The 19383-nt window shown below is 61.1% G+C and carries 9 protein-coding genes; 6 read left to right on the forward strand and 3 right to left on the reverse strand.

Annotated features, from left to right (window positions below):
- Positions 1–41 precede the first annotated feature (41 nt).
- On the forward strand, positions 42–362 hold the full coding sequence (trxA, locus tag OVA07_RS11700) for a thioredoxin (protein WP_268171595.1): 321 nt from the start codon (positions 42–44) through the stop codon (positions 360–362).
- Between the two features lie 60 nt (positions 363–422).
- Here the strand turns inward: trxA and OVA07_RS11705 are convergent, their stop codons facing one another.
- Genes OVA07_RS11705 through argJ form a run of 3 tightly spaced genes read right to left on the reverse strand, consistent with a single transcriptional unit; the run spans position 423 to position 3080 of the window.
- Positions 423–1229, reverse strand: a complete 807-nt coding sequence (locus OVA07_RS11705) for an inositol monophosphatase family protein (RefSeq protein ID WP_268171597.1) — start codon at positions 1227–1229, stop codon at positions 423–425.
- Between the two features lie 8 nt (positions 1230–1237).
- Positions 1238–1843 (reverse strand): glutathione S-transferase family protein, encoded by a 606-nt coding sequence (locus OVA07_RS11710; RefSeq protein ID WP_268171599.1) that lies wholly within the window; start codon positions 1841–1843, stop codon positions 1238–1240.
- Positions 1844–1853: 10 nt separating this feature from the next.
- On the reverse strand, positions 1854–3080 hold the full coding sequence (gene argJ, locus OVA07_RS11715) for a bifunctional glutamate N-acetyltransferase/amino-acid acetyltransferase ArgJ (RefSeq protein ID WP_268171600.1): 1227 nt from the start codon (positions 3078–3080) through the stop codon (positions 1854–1856).
- A gap of 90 nt (positions 3081–3170) precedes the next feature.
- Here argJ and OVA07_RS11720 point away from each other — a divergent pair, with 90 nt between their 5' ends.
- The 5 genes from OVA07_RS11720 to OVA07_RS11740 all read left to right on the forward strand — a co-directional run bounded on the left by OVA07_RS11720 (position 3171) and on the right by OVA07_RS11740 (position 19358).
- Positions 3171–3467 (forward strand): hypothetical protein, encoded by a 297-nt coding sequence (locus OVA07_RS11720; RefSeq protein ID WP_268171602.1) that lies wholly within the window; start codon positions 3171–3173, stop codon positions 3465–3467.
- A 106-nt stretch (positions 3468–3573) separates the two neighbouring features.
- The gene (gene secA / locus OVA07_RS11725; RefSeq protein ID WP_268171603.1) at positions 3574–6330 is read left to right on the forward strand and encodes a preprotein translocase subunit SecA; all 2757 of its coding nucleotides are present in this window, start codon (positions 3574–3576) and stop codon (positions 6328–6330) included.
- Positions 6331–6556: 226 nt separating this feature from the next.
- On the forward strand, positions 6557–8368 hold the full coding sequence (locus OVA07_RS11730; protein WP_268171604.1) for a ShlB/FhaC/HecB family hemolysin secretion/activation protein: 1812 nt from the start codon (positions 6557–6559) through the stop codon (positions 8366–8368).
- The gene (locus OVA07_RS11735; RefSeq protein WP_268171605.1) at positions 8368–16245 is read left to right on the forward strand and encodes a hypothetical protein; all 7878 of its coding nucleotides are present in this window, start codon (positions 8368–8370) and stop codon (positions 16243–16245) included. Before OVA07_RS11730 ends, OVA07_RS11735 begins: the two co-directional genes overlap by 1 nt.
- 17 nt (positions 16246–16262) lie before the next feature.
- Positions 16263–19358, forward strand: a complete 3096-nt coding sequence (locus OVA07_RS11740) for a CHAT domain-containing protein (RefSeq protein ID WP_268171606.1) — start codon at positions 16263–16265, stop codon at positions 19356–19358.
- Positions 19359–19383 lie beyond the last annotated feature (25 nt).

Below are 19383 nucleotides of genomic sequence, written 5' to 3' on the forward strand. Positions count from 1 at the left end.
AGAGCCTAAATTAGCCGCAAACGAAACAGGAGTTCACAGCAATGCCGACCAAAGCCGTCAACGACGCCAGCTTCGCCACCGAAGTTCTGGGCAGCGACAAGCCCGTGCTTGTCGATTTCTGGGCTGACTGGTGCGGTCCGTGCAAGATGATCGCCCCGGCGCTGGAAGAGATTTCCGAAGAACTGGCTGACAAGGTGTCGATCGCCAAGGTCGACATCATGGAAAACACTGACATCGCCAGCCAGTTCGGCGTGCAGTCGATCCCGCTGCTGATCCTGTTCAAGGATGGCAAGCCGGTTGCCCAGAAGCTGGGTGCTGCACCCAAGACTCAGCTCAAAGGCTGGCTCGAAAGCGTCCTTTGACAAGGCCCATACAATAGAACGGATAAAGTGCGCCCCGCGAATGTGGGGCGCACTTCTGTTTTATATTCGAGCCAGACGTTCTGCCATGTCATCGAACAGTGCGGGGCTGGCGGCACCGATCAGGCCAGGATCAAGGTGGCGGTCCACGCGATAGGGGCTGCCGTCAGGCCGCGCCGCCTTGCCGCCCGCTTCATTCAGGAACAAAACGCCCGCCGCATGATCCCATGCATAAGTGCGTTCGAACAGTGACACGTCGTTCTGGCCAAGACCGATACGGGGGTATTGTTCGGCGGCGCAGCGGGGAATATCGACCAGCGTGTAGTGTGGGGCGATGTGTTCCATCAAAGCGGCGCGCTTGTCCTTGTCTACAAACACCACGGAAATAGCGGCGATGGGCTTATCCGCGCCGCTGGTGCACGCGGTCAGCCGTTCGCCATTTACCCACGCACCTTGCCCGCGATGTGCGGTGCACAGGCGGCCCGACAACGGATCATAGATCCAGCCCGCGACCGTCTCGCCCTTTTCCGCCAGCGCCAGCAAAATGCCGAAAGGCGGCTTGCCCACGGCATAGTTGTTGGTGCCATCCAGCGGATCAATGATCCAGCACAGGCTGTCAGACAGGCGTTCGAATATCGCAGGGTCCGCGTGGGCAGCCTCTTCGCCCACGATTGCTGCTTCGGGCAGGATCTTCGCCAGTCCTTCAGCCAGCATGATCTCGCTTTCGGTATCGGCAATGGTGACGACGTCATCGGCCGCTTTTGCCGTGATCGCAGACACATCAAGGCGCTGGTAGTGCTTGAGAAGCGTCTTCTCAGCCGTTTCGCGCATCAAAGTCGCGACGGCTTTATCAAGGGCGTTGTGCGTCATCACGGTCCTCAGGTTAGCGGGATCATGACCTGACTGGTATAGCCGGGCCGTTGTTTCAGGCGTGCATACCATGCTTCCAGATGGGGCAGGTTTGGGCGCTGGATGGGCAGCGAATGGAAGGTGTGGGCATAAACGCCCATCGGAATATCCGCGATGCCGAAGCGATCACCCGAAAGCCATTCGCGTCCGGTCAGTTCTGTATCGAGCATCGCCATCATGGCGGCGGCATGGGCACCCGATCTGGCCACGACTGGATCGGTGCCATCCTTGCCGTGCCTGACGCAGCCCAGAAAAGCGTCGCGCTGGGCATCCGCAAAGTGGAATTGCCAGTCCATCCATTTGTCGCCAGCGGCCCGAATTGCGGGATTATCGCTGCGAAACGTGGGCGCATAGGCATCGGCAAGATAACGCAGGATGGCGTTGGATTCCCACAGCGCCAATGCCCCGTCGACTATTGTTGGAACCATACGGTTGGGGTTCATCGCAAGGTATTCAGGGGTATAGCCGAACTGTCCGCCGATGTCCTTGCGGACGTGCGGCAGGTCCATTTCGATCAGCGCCCATGCAACCTTTTTTACGTTGTGCGAATTGAGGCGGCCCCACAGGGTTATCATGATTTCGCGCTCAACTGCGGTAGTCGGCGTTGATCGAGATGTAGCCGTGGGTCAGATCGCAGGTCCAGACGGTAGCTGCGCCTTGTCCAAGGCCGAGATCGACCTCGATGGAAATTTCACGCTCTTTGAGGTGCTTGGCGACCGGAGCTTCGTCATAGCCTGAAACAGGCTGGCCGTCGCGCGCTGCCCATGTGCCGCCAAAGCCGATGGAAAGGCGATCGCGGTCGGCAGGTTCGCCCGCTTTACCCACGGCCATGACCACGCGGCCCCAGTTGGCGTCTTCGCCCGCGATGGCCGTTTTGACCAAGGGCGAATTGGCGATGGCGAGGCCGACTTTCCGGGCGCTGTCGTCAGAAACCGCACCAGTTACGCTGATGGCGATGAACTTTTGCGCGCCTTCGCCATCCTTGACGACAAGGTGCGAAAGCTGGCGGCAGATGTCTTCCAGCGCAGCGGCGAAGGCGTCTGCGCCGGGGCTGTCGAACGAGGTGATCGGGGCGTTGCCGGCCTTGCCCGTTGCGAAAGCGAGGACGGTATCACTGGTGGATGTGTCGCTGTCGACCGTGATGCAGGAGAAAGTCTTACGGTTGGCAGCAGACAGGCACTCCTGTAAAAATGCAGGACTTACAGCGGCATCCGTGAAGATATAGCCAAGCATCGTGGCCATATCCGGGGCGATCATGCCGCTCCCTTTGATGATGGCGCTGAAGTGTACCTGAACGGCACCTACCTGCGCCTTGGCGGACGCGCCCTTGGCAAAAGTGTCGGTTGTACCGATCGTGCGCGCGGCATCTTCCCAGTCGCAGATTTCGGCAGTCAGCGCCGCTTCGATTCCTGCTTTCGCCTTGTCCTTGGGCAAAGGCACGCCGATCACCCCGGTTGAGGATACGAAGACCTGTTCCTTTGCGCAGCCGATGTGCGTGGCGACCTGATCCATAATCTGCTCCACCGCTTCGCGCCCGCGATATCCGGTGAAGGCGTTGGAGTTGCCGGCATTGACGACCAGCGCACGGGCGTGGCCCTGTGCCACGTTCTGGCGACCGAGTTCGACTTCGGAGGAGCAGCAGACATTGCGGGTGAACACACCGGCAACCGCTGTGCCTTCTGCCAGTTCAACATACGTCAGATCGCAGCGGCCCCAATCCTTGTATCCGGCTCGGGCGATGCGCGGAGTGACGCCGGCGATGGGGGCAAGGGAGGGGAAGGGTGTGGCGAGCGGGGAGACGGTTTCGGACATGGCAACAGCGCCTAGCGTGCGCGGGTTACAGGTTCAACCATGCTTCATGGGAGAGTGGACGATAGAAGGTTGCGTTTTCAAGATGGACGAATGAGCCTTGAATGCCTATCTGTTGCGGCGATGCGCATGCTGCTCGTCCTGCTGGCCATGATTACGGGCCTTTCGCTGCCTGAGATGGCGCATGCCGTGCAGCGTGCCGAAGTGGCTGACGCTGGCGTCAGTGTTACCGCCAGTGCATCGGCCGAACAGCGCCAGCAGCGCTGTGCCGGTCGTGGCGGTGCAGTTCCGCAAAAGCGCAGCAATGCCCGCCGCAAGACAGTGTGGCTTCCCGCCCCGGCACTGATCCGCCCTTGCGGCATTGAATTGAGCGATCGCGCACGCGAGTAGCGCTGTCGCAACCTGTTTCCTATCGGCACGTTACTGCCACGCAACGGCGCGCCTTGTTTGTGCGCCGCATCCTTACCTTCACAGATTCGACAGGATTGATCCGCCCATGTTCGGTTCCATCGCCAAATCCCTTTTTGGTTCTTCCAACGACCGTTACGTCAAGTCGCTCGACAAGATCGTCCGCCAGATCGCCGCCTTCGAGCCAAATCTGCAATCGCTGTCGGACGATGAACTGGCGGCGCAAACACCCAAGTTTCGGGAAATGCTGGAAAACGGAGCGTCGCTGAACGACATCCTGCCCGAAGCCTTTGCCACGGTTCGCGAAGCATCGGTGCGCGCGATGGGCATGCGCCATTTTGACGTTCAGATGATTGGCGGCATCGTGCTGCACCGCGGTGAAATTGCCGAAATGCGCACCGGTGAAGGTAAGACGCTGGTGGCGACGCTGGCGGTTTATCTGAACGCGCTGGAAGGCAAGGGTGTTCACGTCGTTACGGTGAACGATTATCTGGCCCGCCGCGACGCCGAAACAATGGGCGTGCTGTACAAGTTCTTGGGCCTGACGGTGGGCGTGATCGTGCCCAACCTGAACGAGGAAGAGCGCCGCCTCGCCTATAATTCCGACATTACCTATGCGACCAACAACGAGTTGGGCTTCGATTATCTGCGCGATAACATGAAGCATTCGCGCGATCAGATGGTCCACCGTCCGTTCAACTTTGCGATTGTTGACGAAGTGGACTCGATCCTGATCGACGAGGCGCGCACTCCGCTGATTATCTCTGGCCCTACCGACGACAAGAGCGATCTGTATATCTCGGTTGACGCGGTGGTGAAGACGATCAACCCCGAACTCTATGATGCGGATGAGAAGACCAAGAATATCACGCTGACTGAAGATGGCGTGGAATGGGTGGAGCGCGCGCTGGAAGATGCCGGGCTGCTGGTTGGATCGAACCTGTATGACGTCGAGAACACGATGGTCGTGCATCATCTGGATCAGGCGCTGAAGGCCAATGTCATGTTCAAGCGTGACATCGATTACATCGTCAAGGACGACAAGGTCGTCATTATTGACGAGTTCACCGGTCGCATGATGGACGGTCGCCGCTGGTCCAACGGCCTGCATCAGGCGGTTGAGGCCAAGGAAGGCGTCAAGATCGAGCCTGAAAATCAGACGATGGCGTCGATCACGTTCCAGAACTACTTCCGCATGTACCCCAAGATTTCGGGGATGACCGGCACGGCGGCGACCGAAGCGCCGGAATTTTTCGACATCTACAAGATGAACGTCGTGTCGATCCCGACCAACGTGCCGGTGCTGCGCGTGGACGAGGAAGACGAGTTCTACAAGAACACGATGGACAAGTTTGGCGCCATCGCCAAGCTGATCCGCGAGAAGTACGAGAACGGACAGCCAGTGCTGGTGGGCACGGTTTCCATCGAGAAATCGGAACTGCTGTCTGACTTCCTGCGCAAGGAAGGGGTGAAGCACAACGTGCTGAACGCCCGTTTCCACGAAATGGAAGCGCATATCGTGGCACAGGCCGGGCGTCTGGGCGCGGTGACAATCGCCACCAACATGGCCGGGCGCGGCACTGACATCCAGTTGGGTGGTAACGTCGAATTCCGTATCGATGACGAATTGCGCGATATGCCCCACGGGGCCGAACGCGATGCTGCGATTGCCGCGATCAAGGCCGAGGTGGCCGAAGACAAGAAGAAGGTGCTGGAAGCGGGTGGGTTGTGCGTGATTGGCACCGAGCGCCATGAAAGCCGCCGTATCGACAACCAGTTGCGCGGCCGTTCGGGCCGTCAAGGTGACCCCGGCCTGTCCAAGTTCTATCTGTGCCTGGAAGACGATCTGCTGCGCATTTTCGGGCCGGACACGCTGTTTTCACGCATGATGAATTCGAACCTTGCCGATGGCGAAGCGATCGGATCGAAGTGGCTGTCGAAGGCTATCGAGACGGCGCAGAAAAAGGTTGAGGCCCGCAATTACGACATCCGCAAGCAGGTGGTCGAATACGACGACGTGATGAACGACCAGCGCAAGGTCATTTACGAACAGCGCGCTGACATCATGGATGCAGATGCAGTGGGCGACGTGGTGACAGATATGCGCCACGACACGGTGAATGCGCTGGTGGGCGATGCCTGCCCGCCAGGCTCCTATCCCGAACAGTGGAACGTGGAAGGCCTGAAAGGGCGCGTGCGCGATGTGCTGGGGCTGGAAATCCCGCTGGAAGAGTGGATGCAGGAAGAGGCGATCGAACCGGACACGGTGGAAGAGCGCATTCAGCATCTGGCCGACGCCCACATGGACGGCAAGGTGACTGAAGTAGACGCCAGTGCATGGCGTGGCCTTGAAAAATCGATCCTGCTGGAGCGGCTTGACCATCACTGGAAGGAGCACCTTGCCACGCTGGATGCGCTGCGCCAGGTGGTGTTCCTGCGCGCTTATGCCCAGAAGACGCCGATCAATGAATACAAGCAGGAAGCATTCGGCCTGTTCGAACGTATGCTGGACGCGATCCGCGAGGATGTGACTCGCATCCTTATGACCAGCGAAATCCGCATGCGTCCTGCAGAAGAATTCCAGCTTCCCGAACTGCCCGATTTCCTGACCAGCCATATCGATCCGTTCACGGGCGAGAACGATGCCCTGCCGGTGCAGCCGGCCGCTGGCATGTTTGGTGCGGTTTCCCCGCAAGCGGGCGGCGCGCTTCTGGCGGGTGATGTGGCGGAAATGACATTGGGTGGGGGGAGTGATCCCTTTGCTGGACAGGGTATCAGCCGTAACGCACCATGCCCGTGCGGTTCCGGCCAGAAATACAAGCACTGTCATGGCATTGCTGCTTGAAGATCAGCTGATTTCTCAGCGCGATTGACAATCGGGGCGGGCCACAAGGTTTCGCCCCGATTTTTTTGCGCCTGGATTTCCGGGCATTTTCCACCGTATGAGCAAGACCATCTAAAATGCGTTGATTTGTGTCTGGCAACACTTTGCAGCATATGCCGGGCCTGCTACGATCATGAAAATAAGATAACGGGCCGCGTCGTTCAGGTTTCGGCGAAGGCGAAAAGCAATGAGTGCGATGTGCGTGGGGGGCAAAGGCCTTTTGCCGGGCGTGATTGGTCTGGCTGGACGGAGTCTGGCAGGCATTGCCATGGCTGCGATACCACAAGGGGTGATGGCGCAAACGGCACCAGTGTTGCCGGCTCCTGCGTTTCCGTTGCAGGGACAGGCAGGGGCAACCCCGCCTTCGCGTGATGAACTTCGCGGCATTACCGGACAAGCTGCGCGGCCGGCTGCGCGTCTTTCGGTAGAGGGCGGGATCGAGCGGTCGCCTTGCCCGCTGGACGATCCGCAATATGCCGACATCAAGGTTACGTTGAGCCGAGTAACTTTTGGCGGGTTGAAGGAAACCGGCCCGGAAGAACTCGAAGCAACATGGAAGCCGCTGGTCGGCACGACGCAGCCGATTGCGGTTCTATGCGAAATCCGTGATGCTGCCGGCACAATCCTGCGCAACAAGGGCTATCTGGCCGCAGTGCAGGTGCCCACGCAAAAGATCGACAATGGCGAAGTGCGCATGGAGGTGGTCTATGCGCGCATTTCCGCCATCCGGGCGCGGGGTGAAACGCGCGGTGCCGAAGCCAAGCTGGAGCAATACCTCTCTGCCTTGACCGGTGACGAAGTGTTCAACCAGAGCCGGGCGGAGCGTTATCTGCTGTTGGCGCGCGATTTGCCGGGATACAACGTGCAACTGACGCTGAAGCCCGCAGGAACAGCGGCGGGCGATCTGGTGGGCGAAATCACCGTACTGCGTGAGCCTTATGCGGTGGATTTCACCGTGCAGAACCTGTCATCGGAAGCGACGGGACGGTTTGGCGGCCAGGTGCGCGCCCAGTTCTTCGGGCTGACCGGCATGGGCGATGCGACCACGCTTTCGTATTACACCACCGCTGATTTCAGCGAGCAGCACATTGTGCAAGGCGCACACGAATTTCGTCCCGGCCGCCATGGCCTGATCGTGGGCGGACAAGTGACATACGCCTGGACCAAACCGGAACTGCAGGGGTTGCCAGCAGGGATCAGTATCGATGCGCGCACGCTTTATGCCGGTCTGCATGCACGCTATCCCCTGCGCAGGTCGCTTTCGGGCAATAGCTGGCTGGCGGGCGGTTTCGATCTGGTGAACCAGTCGGTAGATCTGATTGGCCCATTAACGCGCGACAAGGTGCGCGTGGCGTGGGCGCGGCTTGATATGGACGCGATTGATACCGGCCACGTCAAACCGCAATGGCGGGTGAGCAGTTCGCTTGAAGTGCGGCAAGGGCTGGACATTCTGGATGCGACCGACGGTTGCACCGGTGCTGCCTGTGCCGCGCTGACGCCGACCAGTCGGTTTGACGGGTCGCCCCGTGCCACCGTGCTGCGCTGGCAGGGAGAGTATGAACGGGCGGTGGGGGCGTTTTCTATCCTGCTGGCACCGCGCGGGCAATATGCGTTCAAGCCGCTGCTCAGCTTTGAAGAGTTTTCGGCGGGCAACTTTACCGTGGGGCGCGGGTATGATCCGGGCGACCTGATTGGCGATAGTGCGGTGGCAGGAACTGCGGAACTTCGCGGTCCGCGCCTGCCGGTAGCGGGCGACCGCGATATCCGTTTGCAGCCTTTTGTCTATGTCGATGCGGCATGGGTGTGGAACAAGGGCATTGCCGGGCATGACCGGCTGACGTCGGTTGGCGGCGGTGTGCGCACCGAAATCGGATCGCGTTTCCGGCTTGAAGCCACGCTGGCCGTGCCACTGGAAAAGGTTGGCCTTCAGGCAAACCGTTCCAAGCCTCGTTTCCTGTTGAGTCTGACAACGCGACTGCTGCCGTGGAGAACCTTCTGATGCGCCGCGCGATCCCCACCCTTTCGCCTGCAACCCGCCGCCAGCTTGTGTCAGCATCGGGGCTGGCGCTTGCCACTGCGTTGGTAGCAGCCACGCCTGCACTGCGGGCGCAATCGTTTCAGGGCACGGTGACGTCCAGCGTTGGCGTGATGAATGTTTTCGAAACAACTGGTATAACAAGTGTCACCGTTGGCAGCCCCAGCGCGGTCATCAACTGGACGCCTATCGATACGGCGGCGACCGGCGGAGCGATCGACTTTCAGCCTGCGGGCACTATCGCCACATTTACCAACAACCCGAATCTGACATCCGATTTTGCCGTTCTGAACCGCATCATCCCTAGCGGATCGAACCGTCCGATCCAGTTCAACGGCATTGTGGCGTCGCAATTGCAGAGCGCGTCTGGCGGGGCGTCGCCGGGCGGGACGGTGTTCTTCTATAGCCCCGGTGGCATCGTCGTTGGCGCGGGGGCGGTGTTCGACGTGGGCAATCTGGTCCTGACGACATCGGACCTGACGTATGATTCGTCGGGCAATTTTGACACGAATGGCGCCTATGTGTTCCAGCCTGCGACCGTCGCCGGATCGCAGATCGTGGTTCGGGCTGGCGCTACGCTGAATTCTTCGCCCGACGGATCGTACATTGCGCTGGTGGCGCCATCAGTGACGAATCGGGGCACGATTAGCGTTAACGGTTCGGCGGCGCTGGTGGCGGCCGACGCGGCAACCATTACCTTCTCCCCATCCGGCTTGTTCGATATTCAGGTCGATTCAGGATCAAGCTATAACGTTGGAGAGGGCGACACAGCACTGCGGAACTTTGGCACGATCACCGGTCCGGCCGCATCGGACGTGGCGGTGCATCGAATATATATGGTTGCTGTGGCCAAAAACGATGCGCTGACCATGGCGATCGGTGCTGGCAGTTCATTGGGCTTTGATATCGCGGGTGCTGCCGATGTGGATGGCAATTCCATTGTGCTGTCGGCAGGGCACAATGTCGTTGGCGGACAGATTCAGCAGGCCCGATCAAGCGGCGGCGGCAGCGGGGATGTATCGATTGCGAGCGCAGATGCGCAATTCACATCGGCGGTTGTTGGACGCGCCAGTGGGACAATTGATCTTTCCTCAAATCTCAACATCGGGTCAAATTTTGCATCTGACCTTGTGCTTTATTCAGCGGGCGGCGGGATCAGTGCAGATGGGTCCGAGGGCGGCGCGTTAGGCATCGCTGGCAACTTCGAATTTCATAGCGACGCCTTCGGCAATTCCGCGACGTTTGATGCAACGGCGGGCGATATTACCCTCCAAGCTACTGCCGGAGGCGTACTTTCTTTAGGCGGTAATGTGACGCTTAGTGCTGTGGGTTACGGTGGATCGACGGTGCTTCCAGACACGTCGAGCGGCACCGGCACGGGCGGTAATGTGGTCATCGAAGCTGTCAACGGCGGCACTGTAAACATCGAAGGCAATGTCAACATTGCAGCCGATGGCTATGGCGGCAATCCGCAAGTGGGTAACGCTGGTGGAGGTGCGGGCGTTGGCGGGAGCGCGACGATCCGTGCGGTTGGTGGCAACAGTTCGACTGTGCAAATTGTTGGCGACCTGTCGGCTTCTGCATCGGGAATCGGTGCAGACGGGTTTGGCTGTGCGGTTTGCACGTTTGATGGCGGTGCAGGCACTGGCGGGCAGATCAGTCTGATTTCATCGGGCGGAAGCGATCTGCTGACGGTCATCGGACAAACGTCGCTGAATGCTGGCGGTGTCGGTGGCAATGGCGGTGACGGTCAGGTAGGTACCGGCGGGCAGGGTATGGGTGGCACAATCAACGTCGAAGCGTTCGACGGCGCTGCCATCCAACTGGCCGATCTGACAGTAGCAGCAATTGCCTACGGCGGTTTCAGCGCAGTGCAGGGCGGCATGGCGACGGGGGGGGCGATCAGCCTTGCGGCATACGGTGCCGGTATTGGTGGAATAGCCGTGGCCGGGTCAGCGACGTTTCAGGCCGAAGCGTTTGGCGGTAATGGAGGCAATCCGACCGGCGTGGGTGGATTGGCCACGGGTGGCACGATCTATGTAGGCGCGCGCAACGAAAAGATCGTCGACGTTCAGGGCACTTTACAGGCCAGCGCCAATGCCACCGGTGGTAGCGGATATGCCGGAGCTTTGACCGGCACTGGCGGCGCGGTTACGGTGGAGACAATGTCGGCAGGTGCGCTGTCTGTCGGCGGCGACCTTCAGCTTTCCGCACAGGGTAACGGCGGGCTGGGGTTTGGCACACAAGCAGGCGGGCAGGGCACTGGCGGGATAGCTGGCCTGAATGCAGGAGGCGGCAATTTGACCGTATCGGGCGCAAGCCTGATAACTGCCAACGGTCAAGGCGGTGGCCAGTTGGAAAATGGCACTGCGGGCAACGGCCTTGGCGGCACGGCCCAGATTTCGACCAGCGGCAGCGGGACGATCACCCTGACGCAGAACGCTTCGATTGCTGCAACAGGCACTGGCGGATCGGCGGGCAGCGGGCCTGATACGATCGGCGGGAACGGCACTGGCGGCAATGCCCGGTTTGACCTGATTGGGGGCCAGCTTGGCTTTGGCGCCAACATGTCGCTAGTGGCCGAAGGGTATGGCAGCGGCGGATCAGCGGCAGGTGGGGCTGGCGCTGGGGGCACGACTACGGTGTTGATTGATGCGGCTGATCTTGCAATCAGCGGTTCGGCCTATTTCGGAGCAAGCGGTGCCGGGCACCAGTCGTTCTTCGGTGGTGCAGGCGGCAGCGGTACGGGCGGCACGATCAGTTTCACCGCCAGCGAGAGCACAGCCAACCTTTCCGACATGGCCAGTGCCACGTTCGAGGCGACGGGTTATGGTGCCGATGGCAGCACTATGGCAGCAGGCACCGGCGGTACGATTTCGATTGTGGCCAATGGATCGACGCTAAGGACGCCGGGTGTGTTGAGCGTGTTTGCCGAAGGACAAGCCGGCAACGGACTGAACAGCGCAAACGGTGGCACAGGCACTGGCGGCACAATCACGCTGGCAGCCAATGCCGGGTCTGTCGGCACCATTTCAGGCGGACAGATTGTCATCAGTGCCACCGGGCGCGGTGGTGCCGGTGATACGGCCAATGCCTCTGCCGGGCAGCCGTTGGGCTTTGATGGCGGGGCAGGTGGTGATGCCGTAGGCGGAACGGTGAACCTGATCGCTGCTGCTGATGGCGGCGTTATCATGGCAGATTTTCTGGATGTGAAGGCCGCCGCCGTTGGCGGGCTTGGCGGCAATGGCTATGATGGCAGCGGGAACGGTGGGCAAGGCGGCGCAGGTGGCGCTGCGGTGGGGGGAACGATTGCGTTCGACACCACACGTGCCAGCGGCATCGACAGCGGTGGCTTCATGCTGGGCGATGTGATTGCCGACACCGGCGCTTTGGGCGGCGATGGCGGGATCGGCGGTGCGGGATCGACATCCGGTGTTGCCGGGCGCGGCGGGGACGCGCAGGGCGGGGCAATCTTTGCCCGCATCGACGATGGCAACAGCCTGTTGCAGACCAGTGGCGCGATTGATTTTCGTGCCAATGCCACGGGCGGCAACGCGGGCGACTGTCTGGCCACTTGCACGGCGGCAGGGGGCAATGCCCAGGGTGGCTCTGTATTGTTGAGCGCTGGCGGCACGACAGTTGGCAATACGATTACGGCCAACGGCGGCGTGCTTCTTTCGGCCGATGGTTTTGCTGGAAGTGCGCAAGGGGTGGCTGGCGCAAGTGGTGCTGGCGGTGACGTATTGCTGCAACTGGCGTCAGGCTCTGCCATGAACGCGGCATCGGTGGAAATCAGCGCATCGGCAGTGGGTGGCGATGTGTTTGCCGCACTGGCGGGCGGTTCGGGCACGGGCGGCCTTGCACGGTTCATCGCATCGGGCACCAGCACGGCCGACATTACCGGTTCGGTTTCGATCTATTCCGATGGATCTGGCGGTAACGGGCCTGATATCGGCGGCAGTGGTGGTGCCGGGCTTGGCGGCACAAGCCGGTTTTACAGTGACGGTGGTCGTGTCGACGTTGAAGGCGATGCGATTGTCGAGGCTAGCGGCTTTGGCGGTGCAGGAAGTTTTGACAGCACTTCCGGCGCGGGTGGCAGCGGTACCGGCGGCATGGCGCTGTTGACCGTGGGCACACCTGATCTTGCGGGCAATGGCGGTGCGATCAGCGTCACCGGACTGACGCTGGCGGTGGCTGACGGCACTGGTGGCGATGGTTGGTCGGCAGGGCTTGGCCAGGGTGGTTTCATTGGGATCGCAGGCCGCAGCGGCACGCTGGATCTGGGATCGGTCTTTGCCACGGCAGGCGGTTATGGCGGCTATGCCGTGCTGAACGGCAATGGCGGCAATGCCATCGGCGGCGAAATCGAGATCGCGGCAAACAGCGGTCCTGAGGGCGCAAGTCTGGTGACGATTGACAGCATGCTTGCCGAGGCGTCAGCATTTGGCGGGTTTGGTGCAAATCGCGGCCTTTCCGGTGGTGTCGGTGGTGCTGGTGGTAGTGCGCAGGGTGGTTCGGTGCTGGTTGTCGGCACTGCGGGCAATGGCGGGCTTGCAATTGCCAGTCTGAACGCACGGGCAAATGGATTTGGCGGCGAAGGTGGTGACGGCGCCACCGGCGGTGTCGGTGGTGCGGCTACAGCCGGATCGGTCCAGATCGGGCTTTCCAGCGGGTTGGGTACGGTGACGGGCAATGCAGGGTTTGCCAATTACGGTTTGATCAGCGCCAGCGCAGCAGCAACCGGTGGTGCAGGCGGATTTGGTGGGCAGGACGGCATTCCCAACGGTATCGGCGGCGCTGGTGGCAACGCCACGGGCGGGCAAGCGCTGTTGCTGGTACGCGGTGCGCCGGTCACGATCAGCGGGTCTGCCAATTTCGATGCTGGTGCACTGGGTGGAGTGGGCGGCAATGGCCTGACCATCGGCGCGGGCGGCAGCGCGACCATCGGCAACAGCCTGGGCCTGGTGGTGACCAACCGCTTTAACCAGCCTGCGCAGGAAGGCGTGCTGACTGCAGACGATCTGGCATTCTCCGCATTGGCGACCGGTGGTAGCGGCGCAGTAACGGGTAGCACACTGTTGAGTGGTGACGCGATTGCGATAAACATCGTGAACAGCACGGTTTCGGCAAACAGCGTTTCGCTGGTTACAGGCGCGCAAAGCGTGGCCAATGGTGCGCTTCCCGATACGATCCTGATCGATAACGGCAACATGGCAGTGACTGGCGGATTTGGGCTGGTGACTCCGAATGCGTTGTCCCTGAAGCTGGATCAGGGTGGATTGATTGCCGACCATGTGGATATGTCTGCGGGCAATTTCGTTGCTGCGGCAACGCCGCCAGTGGTGACAGGCACGTTGACCGGCACCAATGGCATCACGTTAAATTCCGGGCTGGATATCGTGGCATTTGCGAACCTGCAGACGGACAGTTCGCTGACGCTGGCAGCGTTGCGGAATATCTCGTTGGGATCGCTTGACGCAGGCAGTTATGTCGATGTGACGGCAGGTGGGACTGTTGCTCTGGGCGCAGTGACGGCCGGGGATTCTGTTGAAATCGAAGCGTTGAGCGCCATTGTTACCGGCAACCAGACGGCGGCAACGTCGATTGCTTTGCAATCGCAAGGTGGTGTGACGACCGGTAATCTGGCCGCTGGCAGCGGCACTCCTACAGGTGCCAATGGCGATCTCAATTCCGTCGGAATTCGATCGGGCGGGAATGTTTCTGCTGGCACGATTGCTGCGGCATCTGACGTGGGTATTTCTGCTGCAGGGTCGATTTTGACCGGACTGGTTACCGGATACGATGGCCAATTTCTGGGTGGCGGCAATATTGGACTGGGTGGACTTGGCATCGTCAACCGGGCGTTGATTGCCGATGCCACGATGACGGGGCTGGGGATTACTACTGCTGGATACAACAAGGAACTGGTCTTTGCTGCCGCTCCGGTGGCGACGGCAGGAACGATCACGTTGTCCGGTGGCGCTACTGTCGGATCGATCCACGGCGCGTCGAATGCGTCGATCACGACGGCGGGCATCAGTTCAACCGGGTTTATCCGGTTTGCCAGTGCGGGGAATGGCGTGTTCGGCGCGTTGCAGAGCAGCGCTGGTGATATCGAACTGGTTTCGCGCACGGGCACGTTGGACGTTTCTTCGGCCAGTGCCGGCCAGCGTTTTCTGGCCAGCGGCCGGTCTGCGTTGAATGTCGGGACGGTTGCGGCGCGCGATGTGGCGCTGCTTTCTGGTGGCAACATTGCCGTGCAACAGGCGCGCGCTGGTGTGGTAATCAGCCCTACGACGGGGGCGATCAGTGGGGCGACTGGCACCGTGCTAGTGGCCAATGCATCAATGCTTCCGGTAACGGCAGGGCCGGGGGGCATCAATTACACCACGCTGTTGACCGCTGCGCCTGTCGCAAGCGGAGGCACGGTAACAATCGGCAGCGGCACCATCGGCGGCCGGATCGTCAGCGCATCGACTGGCGCAATGACCGGGGAGGAACTCACCGGGTTTGGCGCAATCCGCGTGGAAGCTGGTGGCCTGGTGACCGTGCAGCAACGCTGGACCGGCGGCAACGTGGCGATCTTTTCACCTGACATTGCCATTGTGGCCAACGCTGCGGCATCGGGCGGCATTCGCACGGGCGAAACCGGAGTTGTCAGCCTGATTTCCACGTCCGCAGCGCCCGCGCTGATCGGCGATGGTTTGAACGGATCAGGCTACGCCTTGAGCAATGCTGAAATCGGTCAGATTTCGACCGGGCAGCTTAATATTGCCGCCTCGGACCAGACTGCTAATGCCATCGACATGCTGGTGGGCGACCTTTCGCTTGCCGCAGGTGGCACGGCAGGCACGACAACGGTGACCGGCGCACAGGGGCGGATCGTGTTCGCCACGGGCAACCCGCAAACCCAGATGCCCGCTGGCGCTATCCGCGTTGTCGGCAATATCGGTGGCACTGGGTTTGGCATGAACAATGTGCTCGAATTTGCCACGGGGCGGTTCGAACTGGATGCGGCGACGGGATCAATCGCGCTGCTTCAATCAGGCACGACGCTGGGCGGTTTGGTGGAAATTGGCGCGGCCAATATCCATGTGGCGTCGGCAACCATTCTTGACCGGCTTGCGGTCGATCCATTCTATATCGGGCGGATTGCCGACCTTAACGCGCCAGCAGCGGTGCAGCGCCCCGAAGGCGTGCTGCGAGCGCTGGGGCTTGAACTCTATCCCACCGGCACGCTCTACATCCAGAACACCGGGACGGTGCTCGATCCGGCCGGCTTCTTTGCCGATTTCGAATTTACCGACGTCAACCCCGTGCAGGGCGTGCAGCAGGGATCAATCTCGCTTGTCGTCAATGGCAAGTGGCAGACAGCTACTGGCGTGGTGAGCGGCATTGCCGCGCACGATCTCGTGCTGTCCGACGCAGACGATCTGGAGCGGTTCACCGCCGACAGCCAGATCAATGGTTGCTTGCTGACCACGACCAACTGCCTGCCGGTGCTGGAAGAAGCGACGACGAACCCTACACCTGCCATTGCCAGCCAGATAGAACTGATTGCATCGGGCAGCCTTGGTGACACGCCGACCTTTGCTGATGAAACAGCGGGCAACGCCGATGATGTGAGCGAGGAGCAGGAAGAGCAGGCGCAGGAAGAGGCCGAAAAGGCGGTCAAGGCCGAGGATGCGGCGCAAAGCCCCATCGCGCCGCCGGTTCAACTGATCGATACGCAACCGTTGGAGCCGCAGGGCATCATCGAACAGCCCGTGGCTGGCAGCGGCAACCCGGCGTTGATCGGCTCTGTCATCAACGAAGCCACCGCACAGGGAGACGCGCAGTGATCGCAGGGCAACAGGCAATGAGCCATCGCAACCATCGCCGCGCGGCCTTGCTGGCACAGGTTTCGCTGGGGCTGGCGCTGGTCATGGCCCCAGTCCTGGCGCAGGCCGCACCGGCGCAGCAACCGCTTTCGGTGCGCAATTCGTTCCGGGTGGGAACCTCCGGCGTGACATGCACCGCCCAGAACGCCCCGCTAGATCAGCGGCTTGGCGGCATGTTCGACCGGGCCTACCGGTTGAGCTGCCGCGATGCGGCGGGTGCGATCGGCACGGTAATTGCGGTGCGGCGCGAGCTGGCGCTGATGGCAGAACCCAGCGGGCTGACCGGTGTGATGCTGGCCTGTGGCGGTGAAGGGGCGGTCACCATCGAAGCGCTGGGACAGGTCAAGGCTGTCAACTGCCGCGATCAGTCAGCCAATGTTGATTACAAGCGCTATGCCGTGGCGCGTGATGGCGTCACCTATCTGGTCGAAGGACTGGCCGGATACGATCCGGCGTTGCGGATTGCCCTGGCCAGCGTGGTCAAGGATGCGTCTGTGGCAGGCGAAATTCGCGTGGCTACCACGGAAGTCAGCGATCCAGCCGCGTTCGCACGGGTGCAAGCGGGACAACTGGACCGGCTCGGTGCGCGCGACGAAGGGTATTTGCGCAACAATGGCGGACGCTTTGCCGAATCTGCAGAGTTTTTCGAGGCACTGGCCGCACGCGACCGGATGAGCGGGGGGGCGCCGCTGGCCGAAGCTTTGGCCAATCAGGGATTGCAGCAATCTAATCTTGGCAATTTCAGCGCGGCGAACCGGCTGTTTGCCGATGCATCCAAAGCGCTGCTCCGGGGTGATCTGGTGAATGTGCGCCTGATCCGCAATTACCGCGCGATCAACCGGCTGAACCAGAGAATGCCGCAGGCGGCGATGGATGAACTGGCAGCACCGGTGCCCGAAGGCAGCTTTGCTTTTGATCGTGACAGCCTGTCAACCGGGTTCATCAATATGCCGCTGGCCGAAGAGATCAACCGCGAGAATGCCGGGCTGAAACGGCTTGGTGCGGCCGACCCCGGCCTTTCGGATACCGAGCGTAGCGAAATCCTTGATGCACAGGCCGATGTCCTGCAAGCCACAGCGCTGCGCCAGCAGGGCAAGTTCGCGCAGGCGGTGGCAGGTTTCGAGGCGGCCGGCAAAAGATTGGACGCGGTGCGTGGCGGACGCGTGGCCTCGGCAGGCTGGTTGCGGTCGGAAATCCAGATGGAACTGGCGCTGCTGGCCGAAGCGCGCGGCATGTCAAATGATGCAGGGCCGGCATTCGACCGGGCGATTGCGATCATCGGCGAAGCCTTCCCGCAATCGCCCGCGCTGCTGGCGGCGCAGGCGCGCAAGGCGGCATGGATGGGGCGTTCAGGGGATGAAGCTGGCGCCTTGGCGCTTTACGCGACGGTGGTGGATGAAAGCCTTGCCATCCCCGATGCGGGCACAACGCTGAAGGATTTGCTGGCACCCTATTTCGGTCTGCTGGCAAAGCAGGGCGGGCCATCAGAAGCGAAGGCGATGTTTTCAGCCTCGCAGGTGCTGCAACGCCCCGGCGTGGCGCAAACGCAGGCCGTGCTGGCCCGGCAGATGTCCGAGGGCGACGATGAAGCGGCCGCGCTGTTCCGCCTTTCGGTGGCCCGCAGCCGCGATATCGCGCGAACCGAAGCTACGATCAGCCAACTTTCCGCGGCAATCACGCCGACCGCGCAAGATATCGCCGCGTTGAAATCAGCGCAGGACACACTGGCGTCGCTAAAAAGCGACCAGACCGCGCTGGTCAGCAAACTGGCGGCCTATCCCCGCTATAACGTACTGGCTCCGAAGGGTGTCGAACTGGCGGAATTGCAGGCCGCGCTTAAGCAGGGTGAGGCCTATTACAAGCTGATGGTTGTGGGCGAGCGGATCTATGGCCTTTATGCGATGGCTGGCGAAGCAAAGGTGTTCGACACCGGCCTTGCGCCCGCTGCGCTTGCGCGCAAGGTACAGGATATTCGCGATACCATCGTCAAGGTTGAGAACGGGCGACAGGTGAACTATCCCTTCGACCTGACGAAATCGCGTGCGCTATACCGCGATCTGTTCAGCCCGGTGGAAGGCATGCTGCCTGCCACGCGCCATCTGATTTTTGAACCTGATGGCGCCATGCTGCAGTTGCCCCCCACCGTGCTGGTGGCGGGCGACAAGGGCATTGCAGCCTACGACAAACGCATGGAAAGTCCTGATGGCGATCCGTTCGATTTTACCGGAATCGAATGGCTGGGACGTGGCCGCGAAGTGTCCATCGCGGTCAGCCCGCGTGGCTTTCTGGATATCCGCAAGCTGGCTGCATCGTCTGCGCCGCGCAATTATCTTGGCCTCGGCAGCAATGCCAAACCTGCAGCGCAGCCTGTGGCGGCAGTGGCAGGTGAATGTGACTGGCCGTTGGCGACATGGATGAACCCCATTTCGGCGGACGAATTGTTTTACGCGCAAAAAAAGCTCACCCTTGGCGGCAGCATGGTGAAAACCGGAGCCGCGTTCAACGACAGCGCGCTGTTGTCTGAGGGCGATCTCGACCAGTACCGTGTGCTGCACTTTGCCACCCACGGTCTTGTCACCGCACCGCGTGCGGATTGCCCGGCGCGGCCGGCGCTGGTGACCAGCTTCGGTACGGCAGGATCTGACGGGTTGCTGTCGTTCCGCGAAATCTTCGATTTGAAGCTGAATGCCGATCTGGTGATCCTGTCAGCTTGCGATACGGCGGGTATGGCGACCGTATCGGCGAGTCGGGAGGCTGGGGTGACCAGCGGCGGAAATTACGCCCTGGATGGACTGGTGCGTGCCTTTGTGGGGGCGGGCGCGCGGTCTGTTATTGCCAGCCACTGGCCGGTGCCGGACGATTTTGACGCAACCAAGCGGCTGATCGGCGGGGTGATCGAATCAACGCCGGGGCAGGAACTGGCTGGCGCGTTAGGGGCCGCGCAGGAAAAGCTGATGGATGACCCCAATACATCGCATCCGTTCTATTGGGCGGCATTCATCATTCTGGGCGACGGGGCAAAGCCGCTGGTGGCGGGCAAATCCATGGGGGCGACAACCAGCCCGGTTCGATAACCGTCGACCCTTTTCCGTTTACGTA

The sequence above is a fragment of the Novosphingobium sp. SL115 genome (assembly GCF_026672515.1).
Taxonomy (GTDB): Bacteria; Pseudomonadota; Alphaproteobacteria; order Sphingomonadales; family Sphingomonadaceae; genus Novosphingobium.